At 53.7% G+C, this 14,749-nt stretch carries 14 protein-coding genes; 5 read left to right on the top strand and 9 right to left on the bottom strand.

All coding sequences use genetic code 11. The features are described 5' to 3' along the window. Window positions 1-4: 4 nt before the first annotated feature. Complete coding sequence (gene rlmD, locus WC772_04480; GenBank protein MFA6170008.1) at window positions 5-1,231, bottom strand: 23S rRNA (uracil(1939)-C(5))-methyltransferase RlmD; 1,227 nt, start codon at window positions 1,229-1,231, stop codon at window positions 5-7. A gap of 102 nt (window positions 1,232-1,333) precedes the next feature. Here rlmD and WC772_04485 point away from each other — a divergent pair, with 102 nt between their 5' ends. After that, window positions 1,334-1,600, top strand: coding sequence for a hypothetical protein (locus tag WC772_04485; GenBank protein MFA6170009.1), 267 nt, complete (start codon window positions 1,334-1,336; stop codon window positions 1,598-1,600). A 43-nt stretch (window positions 1,601-1,643) separates the two neighbouring features. Further along, window positions 1,644-3,605 carry a hypothetical protein gene (locus tag WC772_04490; GenBank protein ID MFA6170010.1) on the top strand — a complete coding sequence of 654 codons (1,962 nt, stop codon included), beginning with the start codon at window positions 1,644-1,646 and terminating at the stop codon, window positions 3,603-3,605. Here the strand turns inward: WC772_04490 and WC772_04495 are convergent. The 5 genes from WC772_04495 to WC772_04515 are packed head-to-tail and all read right to left on the bottom strand — an operon-like array spanning window position 3,602 to window position 8,000. Continuing rightward, a complete protein-coding gene (locus tag WC772_04495; GenBank protein ID MFA6170011.1) occupies window positions 3,602-4,450 on the bottom strand; it encodes a prephenate dehydrogenase/arogenate dehydrogenase family protein in 849 nt (282 codons plus the stop codon). The genes WC772_04490 and WC772_04495 overlap by 4 nt on opposite strands. 7 nt (window positions 4,451-4,457) lie before the next feature. Continuing rightward, window positions 4,458-5,639: a cofactor-independent phosphoglycerate mutase gene (locus WC772_04500; protein MFA6170012.1), complete on the bottom strand. Its 1,182-nt coding sequence runs from the start codon at window positions 5,637-5,639 to the stop codon at window positions 4,458-4,460. After that, the gene (locus WC772_04505) at window positions 5,614-6,303 is read right to left on the bottom strand and encodes a CvpA family protein (GenBank protein ID MFA6170013.1); all 690 of its coding nucleotides are present in this window, start codon (window positions 6,301-6,303) and stop codon (window positions 5,614-5,616) included. The genes WC772_04500 and WC772_04505 overlap by 26 nt, the downstream gene beginning before the upstream one ends. A 1-nt stretch (window position 6,304) precedes the next feature. Further along, a complete protein-coding gene (gene purE, locus WC772_04510) occupies window positions 6,305-6,754 on the bottom strand; it encodes a 5-(carboxyamino)imidazole ribonucleotide mutase (GenBank protein ID MFA6170014.1) in 450 nt (149 codons plus the stop codon). 10 nt (window positions 6,755-6,764) lie between these two features. Beyond that, window positions 6,765-8,000 carry a homocitrate synthase gene (locus WC772_04515; protein MFA6170015.1) on the bottom strand — a complete coding sequence of 412 codons (1,236 nt, stop codon included), beginning with the start codon at window positions 7,998-8,000 and terminating at the stop codon, window positions 6,765-6,767. Window positions 8,001-8,096: 96 nt separating this feature from the next. Here WC772_04515 and WC772_04520 point away from each other — a divergent pair, with 96 nt between their 5' ends. Then, complete coding sequence (locus tag WC772_04520; protein MFA6170016.1) at window positions 8,097-8,945, top strand: shikimate dehydrogenase; 849 nt, start codon at window positions 8,097-8,099, stop codon at window positions 8,943-8,945. On the opposite strand, the gene WC772_04525 is transcribed toward WC772_04520, so the two are convergent. Next, window positions 8,942-9,175: a hypothetical protein gene (locus tag WC772_04525; GenBank protein MFA6170017.1), complete on the bottom strand. Its 234-nt coding sequence runs from the start codon at window positions 9,173-9,175 to the stop codon at window positions 8,942-8,944. The genes WC772_04520 and WC772_04525 overlap by 4 nt on opposite strands. Before the next feature lie 76 nt (window positions 9,176-9,251). Between WC772_04525 and WC772_04530 the strand changes: the two genes are divergently transcribed. Together WC772_04530 and WC772_04535 are read left to right on the top strand one after the other, a co-directional pair. Beyond that, window positions 9,252-10,238 (top strand): GspE/PulE family protein, encoded by a 987-nt coding sequence (locus WC772_04530; GenBank protein ID MFA6170018.1) that lies wholly within the window; start codon window positions 9,252-9,254, stop codon window positions 10,236-10,238. Between the two features lie 4 nt (window positions 10,239-10,242). Beyond that, the gene (locus WC772_04535; GenBank protein ID MFA6170019.1) at window positions 10,243-10,959 is read left to right on the top strand and encodes a lysophospholipid acyltransferase family protein; all 717 of its coding nucleotides are present in this window, start codon (window positions 10,243-10,245) and stop codon (window positions 10,957-10,959) included. Here WC772_04535 and radA read toward each other — a convergent pair. Together radA and WC772_04545 are read right to left on the bottom strand one after the other, a co-directional pair. Beyond that, complete coding sequence (radA, locus tag WC772_04540; protein ID MFA6170020.1) at window positions 10,928-12,271, bottom strand: DNA repair protein RadA; 1,344 nt, start codon at window positions 12,269-12,271, stop codon at window positions 10,928-10,930. The genes WC772_04535 and radA overlap by 32 nt on opposite strands. Before the next feature lie 3 nt (window positions 12,272-12,274). Beyond that, the gene (locus WC772_04545) at window positions 12,275-14,737 is read right to left on the bottom strand and encodes an ATP-dependent Clp protease ATP-binding subunit (GenBank protein MFA6170021.1); all 2,463 of its coding nucleotides are present in this window, start codon (window positions 14,735-14,737) and stop codon (window positions 12,275-12,277) included. Window positions 14,738-14,749 lie beyond the last annotated feature (12 nt).

The raw sequence follows: 14,749 nt of genomic DNA on the forward strand, positions 1-14,749 counted from the left end.
ATTTCTACGTTTTAACCAAGACCGCGACTGATTCAATATGGCTGGTGTGCGGGAACATATCAACTGGTTGAACAACGGTAGTTTTATAGCTTCTTTGTTCCAGAAACTTTAGGTCTCGCGCTAAGGTTTCCGGGTTGCAAGAGACATAGATAATCTTTTTCGCTTCCGAGCGCGCCACTCCCATCAGGACTTTTTCGGTACAACCGCCTCGCGGCGGGTCAAGGACCACTACGTCGGCTTTTTTGGTCAGCAGGTGCTCGACCTTGCCGTGTTTCATGGTGATCTTCACGAAATTATTAAGCTTGATATTTTCCAGCGCGTCTTTGACCGCCGGCTCGCACTCTTCGATCCCCACAACTTCCCGGGCTTTGGTCGAAAGCCAAAAAGCGATCGGCCCGATGCCGGCAAAAGCGTCGATTACCAATTCCCGGCCGGTCAGAGCGGCTAAGTCTCGCACCGCGTCGTATAGCTTGACCGCCTGGACCGGATTGACCTGGTAGAAAGAAGGAAGCTGGATCTTAAACGTATATTTCCCCAGCTTGTCGATGATAAAGGTCCCGCCGAAGAGGGAATTATACTTATCCCCCAGGATCACGTTATTCTTAAAATTGTTGATGTTCTGGACGATCCCGACGATCCGCCGCTTTTCTTCGTAGCGGGGATAATCCTGATGGCGGGCAACCAGCCGGTGCATTAATCGTTCCTGCCGCTTGATCTCGTCGGCGACGGTGTAGCCGGCAGGGAGTCCGCGGCCGTTGACGACGATCCCCAGCAGCATTTCGTTGGTCGCGAAAGCGCTCCGGCCGATAAAGTGGCGGAGGACCCCCTGGCCAGTCTTTTCGTCGTAAGCGGACAAGCCGCGCCGTTCAAAGACCTTGTGGGCGATCAGCGCGACTTCGGTCAGGAACGGGTCCTGGATGTAGCACTCTTTTATGTTAACCACTTCGTGTGACCGGGGCTTAAAGTACCCCATTTGCAACCGGCCGTTCTGCGACCGGATCGGGAATTGGATCTTATTGCGATAGAACCACGGCTCGTCCATTCCCAGGACCGGTTCAACTTTGACGTCGGTAAGTCCCTGGGCAGTGAGACAATCTTTAACGTATTGCTGTTTGAGCTCCAGCTGCAAAGGATACGGGATATCCTGCAGTTGGCAGCCGCCGCAAACCCCAAAATACGGGCAGCGCGGCTCGATCCGCTCTTTGACGCTTTTGATCAGTTTTTCGTCCATCTCAATGATTATACTCCATATATCTCTTTCCGCTTGATTGCCCTTTAATTTCACTCTGAAATTCCCGCCGATTTTTGCCGATATATATTCGGAGGGATTACCATGAAAACCTTAAAAACAGTCCGCACGGTCCTAAGCCAGGAAGAGATCAAAGGGACCTACGTTTTATTCCGCGACCTCGGCGCCGGCTTCGGTGAAGCGGTTTCCGGCACCTACGCTTCGGTCGTCCTTTCAGCCAACTACCTCCACCTGATCGGACAATTTGCGCCACAGACCATCAACTCCAATCTGGTCGTGATTTCGGAAGAAAAGCTTTTCGGCCGCCGCCTCTCCGACCGGGAAAGAAAAGCCGTCGCCCAGAAATCCTGATTTTCCCTGAAATCATCGCTCTTTCCCGCCGAAACAATTCCGTATGAACAGTCAACCGGTCTTTCACGATCGTCGAATCCAAAGGTACTGCAACCTTAAGACATTGTCCGACGGCGCCCGCCTGACCTGGGGCTTAGAGGCTTACGCTAAAAACAGAGCTTTTTTATCCCGCGCCTCTGAAGCCGCCGCCTTGCTCCAGGAGAAAGCTTGTCAGGCCGGGCATCGAAGCAACTTCAGCAAGGGCAAGTTCTTCGCCGCCGCGACGCTGGCCATCAAGGCCCACGTGTACGACACCGGCGTCCCGATCAGGCGGAAGGCACATGAATTGTACGTCTACCATATGCTCCGGATCCAGGAACGGCTGGCCCAAGCCGACGTCCCTTATCTCGGGGGCGATGCCTATGTCGCCGTTTGGCTGCACGATACAGTGGAAGATACCTCGTTAAGCCTTGAAAATATTGAGCGGGTTTTTGGCCGGCGGGTCAGCGGAATAGTTAATGTCTTGACCAATTTGAAGACGAGCAAGCAAGAAACCAAATTCCAGCAGGCCGGGCGCTACGAACCAAGGTTCATTAGTTCAACTATGGACTATTTGGAGGCTTTATATATCAAAATGGCCGACCTCGACGACTACTTTAATACCTGCGACAGGTTGAGCCCGGAAAGCAAATTCTATCACTTTCGATTCGTCGATGAAGTTGTCTATCCCTTGGCCGTGGCCGTGGTTGGGGCGAGAGAAATGGCCGTCGCCGTCGCCAACAAAGCAATGGCCGTTGCCCACCCCGATTACGCCAAATACGCCGCCAGGTTCAAACAAATACAAACCGAGCCGATCCAGTCGGTAACCAGGCTGATAACCGAGGCCCTCAATAATAACGGCCTCCAAGCTGAAGTGAAGGCCGTACTCCGCACTCCTTATGAAATGCTGCTCAAGGAGCGGGCGGAATCGGCCGAAGAAAAATGGCTTTTCCGCCGCCGCCAACAACTCCCCGAAAGCTACGACCTCCCGCCCAGTCCCAAGGAGGAGGGCCCATCCTTAACCGAACGCGACCTGTTCTTTTTTGATATCATAACGCAAGATCCTCTCGCCTGTTATCAGGCGCGGGCTCTCTTGTCCGTCGCCAAAGTCTGCGGGCCCCTTTTGCCGGAACGAAGCCGTGATTTTATCGAGCACCCTAAGCCGAACGGTTATCGGGCGCTCCATCTTGAGTTTGCCGCCCCACTACGGGTCAGGATTTTTTCACGGGAAATGGAAACGACCAATCGCCTGGGAATGGCCGCCGGAAAAGTTCCTCTTTCGGCAACAACCCCGCTCGTTTCTCCTCTCTTGTCCGAAGAAACTCTAGAGCTCGTTCAAATTGCGGACCGGGAAAGCCGGCGTCATCTTCTGCAAAAACTCCCTGCCATCAGGGAAGTAGAAATTCAGACCATGTCCCATTTCGGAAAAATTAAAGTGGCCCATCGCGCCCGGGTCGATCAACGGAGCAATTGGTTCGAACTGGCGGCCGCCTGCAACCCTGATTATCCCTTCAGGCTGGCGAGCGGCCTCTGGGACGGCGAAACTTTCAGGGATGCCCAGTTAGGCGAAAGTTTCCGCTGGTTCACCGGACAAAAGGTCGCGCTGACGCTGGCGCAAAAAACATTGGGACATGACGTCTATTCGTTCGTCCGGGAGCCCTCGCTCCTTGAGCAATTGAAAAAAACGGCTCTCGGCTGGTCGACAGCCGACCAGATAAGTCTGGGGAAAAAGATGCTAGCGCGGGGGATTAGAGCGGCGGCCGCTCGCGGGGTCGATCTTTTCTCTTACCTTGATATTCACACCCAACTCGACGCCTTTTCCGTTGAGGACCCTTGGTTTGAAGAGGCGTCCGACTTTCTTGAAGACACTTATAAGATCAACTGGGTTTCGGCCGATGATTTTTACCGAAAGATCGCGACGGGAGCGGCGGCCCTACCGGACATCATCGGCGTTTTTTTCGTGACGCGTCTTCATGCCCTCCCTTAAGGGCTGAAGAGTCGGTCCCGAAATTGTTTCGCTCTGGCCAATTCCTCGCGGATTTTTTCGCCGTTCCCCTCTTTGATCAACCCTTCCAGGCTGGCGAGCGCCCGCTTGAAAGAACCGATCATCTTCAGGACCGCTTTTTTATTGGTCGTGAACATATCGACCCCCAGGATCGGGTCGCCCGAAGCGACGCGCGTGGCATCGCGAAAACCGGACGCGGCGCATTTGCTCATCAGCTCTTTTTGCTCTTCGGCGCCGATCACGTTGACCAATGAAGCCGCGAGCGCCAGCGGCAAATGACTGACCGCCGCCACAACCAGGTCGTGGACCTTTGGCTCCATCTCAATTGTCTTGGCGCCGGTTTTTTGGACCTGTTCGGCCACTTTTTCCAGCGCCCGCTGGCTGGTCTTGGAAGTTTTGGTAAGAATCCAGCTCCGACCTTCAAACAAATCGGCTTCGGCCGCTTCAAGTTTAAAGGTCTCTTTGCCGGCCATCGGGTGGCCGCCGACATAATACGCTCCCTTGGGCATTAATTTTTCCGCCTGGGAGACGATCTCGTATTTCGAACTGCCGACGTCGCTGACGATCGCCCCTTTCTTCAAATGCGGCGCGATCTCGGTCAAAACCGGAATAATGAGGTTGAGCGGCGTGCAAATAAAGACCAAGTCGGCTTCTTTGACCCCCTTAACATGGTCGGTCGTCCCTTCGTCGATCGCCCCCAGCGCCAATCCCTTTTGGATGGTTGTTTCCTGTCGGGGAATCCCGACGATCACGACCTCTCCCTTTTTTTTGAGGGCCAGTCCCAAGGAGCCGCCGATCAAACCGAGACCGATAATTGCGATTCTCATACCTCTCCTATCGAAAAAGATAAGTCAGCAGTTCGTAGCCGTGCTTGATCTTCAACTTTGATTTTTTGATCTGCCGTTCGCTGTAACCTTTGACCTTGTCCGAACACAATTTATTGTACGACGAAAAGATCGCGAAGGGAACAGGGTCCGCAGTATGGGTCATCAGCTTGATCGGGGTCGGATGGTCGGGCAGGACCATGACCTTGGCGTTGATTTCCTTGTCACGGATCTTCTTCAAGATCGGCCCGACGACCAATTTGTCAAAATCTTCGATCGCCTGGATCTTATGCTTCACATCCCCCTCATGTCCCGCTTCGTCCGGCGCTTCGACATGGATAAAGACCACGTCCCGACGCTTGATGGCATTCAGGGCGGACTTGGCTTTTCCCGCGTAGTTGGTGTCGAGATAGCCGGTCGCGCCGGGAACGGTCACGATCTCCATCCCGACGATCTGACCAAGACCTTTTAACAGATGGACCGCGGTAATTACCGCCGCGCTCTTGCCGTATTTGCTGGGAAAGGATTGGATATGCGGCGAAGCCCCCTGCCCCCACGGCCAAATAATCGTCGCCTTTGATTTCATTTGTTTGAGAATAAGTTCGCTCTCATTGATCAGCGGTAGCAGGAACTCTTCCCCGCGTCCCTTGGGCAGATGCCCGGCGATCTTTTTACCGGTAATATCATGCGGCGGAGTGGTCTTGGTGCCGGTCAATCGCTGAACTTCGCCGCGGCTTAGGCCGCGAAAAACCAGGAGGTTCCGGTAACTCAACCCCGGAATAAACTCGACCTTTTTGGAACCGATCTTTTTGCCCAACTCTTTAAAGACCCGCTTGGCCTCTTCGGTTGAAATATGGCCGGCGGTAAAATCTTTCATTAAGCCGTCTTTAAGGGTAACTAAATTACAGCGAAAAGCAACGTCATTCTCGCCCAATTTGATTCCCAGACTGGCCGCTTCCAAGGGACCCCGTCCGGTATAGCCCTTTTTGGGATCGTAACCGAAAATGCTCATTGCCGCGACGTCGGAGCCGGGAGTCATGCCGGTCGGAATATTTTTGGTCCAGCCGCAGATACCGTATTGGGCGATATAATCAAGATTAGGGGTCTTGGCCGCTTCCAGGGGGGTCTTTCCGTTCAGTTCCTTAAGCGGCAGGTCGGACATTCCGTCACCGATAATTACGAAGTATTTCATTGAGTTCTCCTTTTTTAGGAGCTGTTTCGCTCTCTGGGGTAAACTTAAGCAGTTCTTTTTCTAATCGAGCCTTGGCCTTTTCCACTTCCACCAGCTTTTTTTTCAACTCGTCAGGATTATCTTGCGAAAGATCGCCGATTTCAACGTGGATCTTGTTGATAATATTTTCCCGCATCGTTTGATTGATCTGCGGGACGGTCTTTTTGGCCAAGGGAAACGCCCATTGATAGGCGGAAATGGAAAGCTTGGCCAGGAACGCTTCATTGATCGCGGTTTTAAAAGCGGCTGGAATAGCCAGCGCTAAGGCCAGTTGCAGCGCCAATCCCAAAACCAATAAGCCCCGTCCGCCGCCGACGATCCCGCCCAAAACCCGGTCGACCGGTCCCAGGACCGTGACTGTAATGATCCTTTTAAGCAAGAGGCCGAGAAGCAGTTCCAAAATAACCAGCGTAACCAGCCAGACAAAAATAAAAGTCATGACGGTCGCAATGTTCAGGTAATCTTTGTAAACTGGCGAGTAGGCGGAAAAAAACTCGATGACCGCGGCAGAGGCAAAAAGAGCCAGAAAAAAGGTTATGACGCCGCCAAGGGATCTGGCAAATCCGTCACGCACGCCCAAAAAAACAAAACCAACGACAAGCAGCCCGATTATCAGGTCGGCCATACTACCCCTTCGCGAGCTCTGACTTTAATGCTTTCAACTTCTCTTTAAGTTCCGGATATTTCAAGGCCAGGATCTGCGCGGCCAGGATCGCCGCGTTGCGCGCCCCGTCGATCGCGACCGTCGCGACCGGCACACCGGACGGCATTTGGACGATGGCAAAGAGGGCGTCATGCCCGGATAAACTTGGCGAATGAAGCGGGACCCCGATCACCGGCAAGACCGTGCCGGCCGCGACGATCCCGGGGAGCGCGGCGGCCATGCCGGCGGCGGCAATGATCAGGTCATATTTGCTTTCCGCCGCTACGGCGTACTCTTCAACCGCTTTGGGGGCGCGGTGGGCCGAAGCGACGGTAACGTCGTATTCAATGCCGAATTCCTTCAGTTGTTTCTCCGTCTTTTCCAGGACCGGCAGGTCCGATTTGCTTCCCAGAATTATTCCTACTTTCGGCATGTCTTTCTCCTTACGCCGGGGTAACCGTCATAATTTTGCGGGCCTGGTCCGGATACTTGGCGACGAACATCAATTCATCCTTGGTCAGCGGTTTCTGGGTATGGACGTTGGCATAGCGGGCCAGCTCGAGGATCCTTTCGGCCTCCTTGTCATCTTTGAATTCGATCTCCAATTTGCCGAAAACATTGTAAAAACCTTTGATGCCGCTGTATTCCCCAACCGTGATCTGGCGGCCGGTCTCAACCAATTCGGCTTCGCCCCGTCCCAGCTCTTCATAATCGTAAAGCTCATAATTGCGGCGATCTTTGAGAGCGCCGTCGGCGTGGATCCCCGATTCGTGAGCAAAAGCATTGGCCCCAACCCCCACCTGATTGACCGGAATTGGAATTTTGAAAGCGTAAGAAGCATATTTGGCAATATGCCAGGCTTTGTCGAGCTTGATCCCTTCCGGGAAAAGCCCCTTATCTTTCAACCCGCTGCCGTACTTAAGGGCCAGCAGGACCGAAAGCATGTCGGCGTTTCCAGCCCGCTCCCCCACTCCGTTGACCGTGGTGTTGATGTAGGCGTCCTGCCCGCCATCGATCGCTCCTTTTGCCCCCATGACCGAGCAAGCGACCGCCATGCCGATATCGTTATGGCAATGAAGCTCTATCGGCAGCTTGATCTCTTGGGCAATTGCCTTGATCCGTTCGTAAATGGTCTGCGGGTCATCGGCGCCGAGGGTGTCGCAATAGCGAAGACGTTTGGCCCCCCGCTCCTTGGCCGCCTTACCGAACTTGATCAGAAATTCGAGATCGGTCCGGGAGGCATCCTCCGCGTTTACGCCGACCGTTTCCGCGCCATAGGCGTAAGCAGCCTCAACCGCTTCCCCCATACTGGCAATAATCGATTTCTCGTCCATTTTTCCCTGGAATTTGCCGGTCAACATAACCGCGGAGGTCGACATGGAAAGGTTGAGATGCTTGAGTTTCGGGACAAATTTGAAGGAAAGGTCGACATCCTTTTTTATCGCGCGGGCCCAACCCTCAAGCTTCATCGGGGCCAGGGCCCCCATTTCCGCTAATTCCAGGTTGGCATTGAGATAATTCGTTTCATGCTTGGTGAAAGGGAAGCCGAATTCCGATTGATAAACTCCCATTTCGTTCAAAAGCATGTTCAGAATGGTTTTTTCCAGTTTCGCCATGCCAATCCTGGCGGTTTGCACGCCATCGCGATTGGTTACGTCCAAGATATGAATTTTTGGCATAAATAGCCCCCCTTTATAAGTCAATTATAACGTACCTTCCATTCTTTAACAAGCGTCCTCGCCTTGGCTTGGCGAGCATGTTATACTATTTCGAGCATGAAAAAACTAATCGGCTTGGTCGGCTATCCTTTAGGCCACAGCGTTTCGCCGGCAATGCACAACGCCGCTTTCAAAGAGCTCGGCATCGACTATGAGTATGTCCCGTTTGAGGTCGATCAGCACGATTTGGCCCAAGCGGTCGGCGGCTTTCGCGCTCTTCATATCGCCGGCTTTAATGTTACAGTTCCGCACAAGGAAACGATCATCCCGCAGCTCGATGAGATCACCAAGCTGGCGGAAGTGATCGGGGCGGTCAACACCGTCCAAAACCAGGAAGGAACCCTGATCGGCTACAACACCGACGGCCCCGGCTTTCTGGATTCACTTCGGGAAGACGCCGGGTTCGAACCCAAAGGGAAAGAGGTTGTCATTCTGGGCGCCGGAGGGGCCAGTCGGGCGGTCTCGATCATGCTGGCGGAAACCGGTGTTAAGTCCCTGGTAATTGCCGATCTTGATGAAGAAAAGGCAAAACTATTGGCCGAACAAACCAGTTCCTTTTCTAAGATCAATTGCCGCCACGCTCCTCTTGATAGCCAGGAGCTTAATAAAGCAATCGCTTCGACCGACCTGCTGGTCAACACGACCCCAGTCGGCATGTCGCCAAAAATTGAGTTTTCTCCCTTGCCGGCCGCGGCCGAATTAAACAAAAAGACCCTGGTTTACGATTTGGTCTATAATCCGGCGGAAACAAGACTGATCAAAGAGGCAAAAGTTCGGGGCTGCAAAACTTGTTCCGGGTTAGGAATGCTGATCCGGCAGGGGGCCCTCGCGTTTACGATCTTTACCGGCGAAGAACCGCCGATTGATGTCATGTGGCAAGCGGCCCAAGGGGCCCTCAAGCGTTAATCGGCTCTTAATCCGGAAAAACTTAAAAATTTCTCCGCCATCTCTTTGATTTTATTGAACATGCTAACAACGACCAAGCGAGGGTCCAGCCGCGAACAATTAGCACAAAGCCGGAATTTGATCTGCGGCGCACAGCATAGTTCATCGTCAAAGTAAAAACATCTCTTGGTCGACCGTTTCGGCCGATAAACAACGATCTCGCCAATTTCATCAATCCTATGAGTTTGCATCTACCCATCTCTCGCCGATCCCCCTCCGTAATTTCACCTAACTTGTTTTGGCAATAAAATTGCTTTCTTTGTCACCATGGAGCATGCCAAAACGCCCGAACTTTTGGATGAAATTATCGCCAAGGGAGCCGAACTTCTGGCTTCCGATATCCACCTTGAACCGCGGGATGATTTCTTCAGGGTCCGTTATAGGGTTGACGGCCTTCTGCTTGACGCCCCGCCAATCAATAAAAGCAAACAAAACGCGCTCATCTCCCGGCTTAAAGTCATGGTCGGGTTGGATATCGGCGAAACCAGGCTCCCTCAAGACGGTCGGGGGGAAGTTAGGGCAGGCAAACAGACAATCGATCTGCGAGTTTCGACCATGCCGACCATCCACGGAGAAAAAGCGGTCATTCGTCTGCTCCAGAGGCGGCACGCCGCCCTTAAATTAACGGAGCTTGGCTTGAGCGAAACGGCGCTCGCCGCCTATCGTCAAATAATCGAGCGGCGCAGTGGCTTGGTCTTGATAACCGGCCCGACCGGTTCCGGCAAAACAACCACCCTCTACGCCACGCTTTCCACCCTCAATTCCAAGGAAGTCAACATCATTACAATTGAAGACCCGGTCGAGTACCAGCTTCCCGGGGTCAACCAAATCCAGGTCAACAATAAGGCCGGCTTAACTTTTGCCAGAGGCTTGCGGAGCATCCTGCGGCAAGACCCGGATATTATTATGATCGGCGAGATCCGCGATTTGGAAACCGCCCGGATCGCCGTGCAAGCCGCCTTGACCGGACATTTAGTCTTTGCCACTTTGCACACGACCGACGCGCCGTCCGCCGGCACCCGCTTGATTGAGATGGGGATCGAGCCTTATTTGGTGGGCTCGACAATCATTGGGGTGGTCGCGCAACGCCTGGCGCGCCGGCTTACCCCGGAAGGGTATCGAGGAAGAATCGGAGTCTATGAAGTCATGGCCGGCCACGCTCGTCCGCAAGACTTTTTTTCGATGAGAGACGACGCGCTGGCCAAAGCGGGGGCCGGATTGATTGATCCGAACCCGTCATTTTGTTATACTTAAAAAGATGATCATTCTCCGCTTTTTACATAATTTACTGCTTTATACGATCACCATCGGCACCTTTTTTCTGGGGTCGAGCCTAGCCCTATGTTTTCTCCCTTTCGTTAAAGATAAAAGAGAGCCGTTTCAAGTCGCCGCCCGCGTCTGGTCAAAAATGATCATTTTACTCTCCGGCTCCAGTTTCAAAGTGGTCGGCCAGGAAAATATTCCCGCCGGAGCTTTTATGATCGCCGCCAACCACCAGGGAGCGGCCGACATTCCGATCGTCCTGGGCGGGCTCCCGGTAAACTTCCTTTTTGCCATCAAGAAAGAGCTTTTTAAGATCCCGATCTTCGGCTGGTATCTGCGAATGACCGGTTATTTCCCGGTCGACCGGGCGATGATCTTGAGCGCCTACAAACTAGTCGATAAAATGGTCGACCTATTAAACCAGGGCGATAAAATCCTGATCTTCCCGGAAGGGACCAGAAGCGGGGACGGGTCGCTGGGAGAATTTAAGCGGGGGAGCCTGTTGGCCGCGTTGAAGGCCAAGGTTCCGGTCCTGCCGGTGGCGATCGCCGGCAGTTATGACATCATGCCCAAAGGGACAAAACTAATCCGGCCGGCTAAGGTCCGGTTGAGTATCGGCAAACCGATTATGATCGCCGATGATTCGGAATACGAAGCTAAATTAGGTGAAGTCCGCCGGTCTATCGCAAATATGCTGCCAGCGCCTCTTTAACCGAAGACCATTCCTCGAGCTTGATTTTCGCCGCGACCTTATTTCCCTTGGGAATAACGGCCGTCGTAAAGCCAAGCTTTTCTGCTTCTTTCAACCGCTTTTCCAGATGGCTGATCGAGCGGATCTCACCGGTCAGGCCAATCTCACCCATCGCGATCGTTTTGTAATCGATCGGCATCGATTTATAACAGGAAACGATCGCCAGGGCAATCGGCAGATCGACGGCCGGCTCCAAAACCCTCACACCGCCGGCGGCGTTAACATAAACATCGGCCGAGGAGAGCTTCAGGCCCAATTGGCGCTCCAAGACCGCCAAAATAATAGAGACTCGATTCTGATCGACCCCGGTCACCTTTCGGATTGGGTAGGCCATTTTAGTCGGCGCGACCAGCGCCTGGATCTCGACCAGCAGCGGCCGGCTCCCTTCGATCGCCGCCGTCACGACTGACCCGGGGGCATCTTTTGGCCGCTCCTGCAAAAAGACCTCCGAAGGATTGTCGACCTCGACCAGCCCTTTTTCTTTCATCTCGAAGATGCCAATCTCGTTAGTCGAACCGAAGCGGTTTTTAATCGCCCGGAGCAGGCGGTACTGTTTGTGTTTTTCCCCCTCAAAGTAGAGGACGGTGTCCACCACATGTTCCAGCACCCTTGGCCCGGCGATCGATCCATCTTTGGTTACGTGCCCGACAATAATTATCGGAATGCCGGTCGATTTAGCGATCCCGACCAGATAGGCGGCACACTCCCTAACCTGAGCAACCGAGCCCGGAGCAGCGGAAACATCCTCACGATAAAGAGTTTGGATTGAATCAACAATGACGTAAGCCGGCTTAACCTGTTCGATCCTTTTTTCAATATTGAACAAGCCGGTCTCCGGCAGCAGAATAAGGCGCTTGGAAATGGTCCCCAGCCTTTCCGCTCGCATCCGGATCTGACGCGGCGACTCTTCGCCACTGACATATAAGACCGCTTCTTTTTTGCTTAACGCTTCGGCGACCTGAAGCATCAGCGTCGATTTGCCAATCCCCGGCTCCCCCGAAATTAGGGTGGCCGAACCGGGAACAACTCCACCGCCCAAAACTCGGTCCAGTTCCGCTAAGCCGGTCGGGACCCGGTCTTCCACTTTATAATCTACGGCGGTGATCGAAATCGGCTCGCCTGCCTTGGTGACGTTCGGTTTATTGGGGGGTTGCGAAGTGGGGACTTCTTCCGTAAGGGTATTCCATTCGTTGCAGCTTGGGCATTGCCCCTGCCAACGGGGAAAGCCCTGGCCGCAGGCTTGGCAAACGTAGAGGATTTCCAGCTTTGGCATGACCTAAGCGTCCTGGAGTTTACGCGTCCTGCTTTTGAGAGTCGACTTACCAGTGAAGGTCAGCTGGCTGCCTTTCAGGTCGGTCTTAATTTTGGTCCCGTAAGTAAACTTCCCTTTCAGGACTTCTTCGGAAAGTTTATCTTCAATATGTTCTTCGATCGAGCGGCGGAGCGGCCTGGCTCCCAGCTTCGGGTCATACCCTTGATCGACCAAGAAAGCTTTGGCCTTCTTGGACAGTTCAAGCGAAAGCCCTTTTTCCGTCAATCGCTCATTGATATCACTGATCAGGATATCGATGATCTGCAGTAAGTCTTCTTTGGAAAGCGGGTGGAAAACGATCTTCTCGTCAACCCGGTTCAGGAATTCCGGCTTAAAACGTTTCTTGAGCTCTTCCAGCACGATCTCGCGCATTTTGCCGTAACTGGCCCCCGCGTCAACTCTGGTCACAAAACCAATCGAGCTTTCTTTCTGGATCAGTTCCGCTCCAACGTTGCTGGTCATGATAATGACCGTGTTTTTGAAATCGATCTGGTGGCCTTGAGCATCGGTCACATGCCCTTCGTCCAAGACCTGCAACAATAGGTTCATGACATCCGGATGGGCTTTTTCTATTTCATCGAACAAAACCACCGAGTGCGGCCGACGCCGGACCGGTTCGGTTAACTGCCCTCCTTCACCGAAACCAACATAACCAGGAGGGGAACCGACCAGGCGGGAGGTGGTGTGCGACTCAAGGTACTCGGACATATCGATCCGGATCAAAGCCTCAACGTCGCCAAAAAGAAACTCGGCCAGCCGTTTAGCCAGCTCGGTCTTGCCGACCCCTGATGGTCCAAGAAAAATAAAGGAGCCAATCGGCCGCTTTGGATCTTTGAGCCCGGCCCTGGCACGGCGGATCGATTTGGCGATCACAAGGATCGCTTCGTCCTGGCCAACCACGCGGCTCTTAAGCGTTTCTTCCATTTTAAAAAGCCGTTCGGTCTCTTCCTGCGTTAGCTGGGTAACCGGCACGCCAGTCCAGCTGGCCACGATCTGGGCGATCACTTCCGCGGTCACCTTCGGCAGGTTGTCCGGAGAACCCTTCGATCCGCGCTGTGAGGCCGCTTCGTACTGGACCTTCAGATCATTCTCCAGATCGCGCAGGTGAGCCGCTTTTTCGTATTCCTGGGCGGTGATTGCCTTGTCCTTGTCTTTGCGGACCCCTTCCAATTCCTTATAGATGGAAAGAAGCTCCGGCGAAATCGCCGTGCTCTGCAGCATGGTCCGGGAAGCGGCTTCGTCGACCAGGTCGATCGCCTTATCCGGCAGGAACCGGTCGGAAATATAACGGGCCGAAAGACGGCCGGCGGCGACTAAGGCGTCGTCGGTGATCTTGACCCGGTGAAATTCTTCATAACGGCTGCGTAACCCTTTTAGTATTTCCAGGGTTTCTTCGACGGTCGGTTCATCAACCATAACCGATTGAAAACGGCGTTCCAGCGCGGGGTCGGATTCGATCCGTTTGCGGTATTCATCAATCGTCGTCGCCCCGATGCATTGAACTTCGCCCCGGGCAAGAGCCGGCTTTAAAATATTGGCGGCATCCATCGCCCCTTCGGCCGCGCCGGCCCCGATCAGGGTATGAAGTTCATCGATAAAGAGGATAATATTCTCGCTTTTAATGACTTCGTCGATTACTTTCTTTAAGCGCTCTTCAAATTCGCCGCGATAACGGGTCCCGGCGATCAAGAGTCCCAGATCAAGGGCGACCAACCGTTTACCCGACAGCGTCCCGGGAATATTCCCTTGGGTAATCTTCTGGGCCAGTCCTTCCACGATCGCGGTCTTCCCGACCCCGGCTTCCCCGATCAGCACCGGGTTGTTTTTGCGGCGGCGGGAAAGGATCTGAATGACCCGCTCAACTTCTTTGGCCCGGCCGACGACCGGATCAAGCTTGTTGCTCCCGGCCAAAACCGTGAGGTCGCGGCCGAAAGAATCGAGCAGCGGCGTCTTGCTGGAACGGACCGTTTTTTTCTGAAGGGGATTGACCTCACCGAGCAGGGAAACGATCCGTTCCTTGGCGGCGGTCGGCAAAATGGCATAATCGGAAAAAACTTTCCCGGTCACGCCGCTCCCCTCGCGCAGCATCCCTAAAAAAAGATGTTCCACCCCAACGTAACTGTGCCCCAAGCCCCGGGCTTCATCCCAGGCCAGGGCGATGATTTTTTTGATCTGGGGATTAAAAGGAAGTTCACCGGCGGCGTTCGCGTCCCCTTCCTTGGCCAGCAAGGCTTCTTCGATCCGGTCTTTGACCTGCAACTGGTCGACCCGGAAAAATTCCAGGGTTTTGACGACCGCCTGGTCGTTCTCACGCAGCATTCCGAGGAAGAGGTGCTCCGCGCCGACATAATTCGAACGGAGGCGCTTGGCTTCTTCCTGGGCCGCCATAATTACTCGGATCGCTCGTTCGGTAAATCGTTCAAACATGGTATTGGATTA

Source organism: Candidatus Margulisiibacteriota bacterium (assembly GCA_041661965.1).
Lineage (GTDB): Bacteria > Margulisbacteria > WOR-1 > O2-12-FULL-45-9 > XYB2-FULL-48-7 > XYB2-FULL-45-9.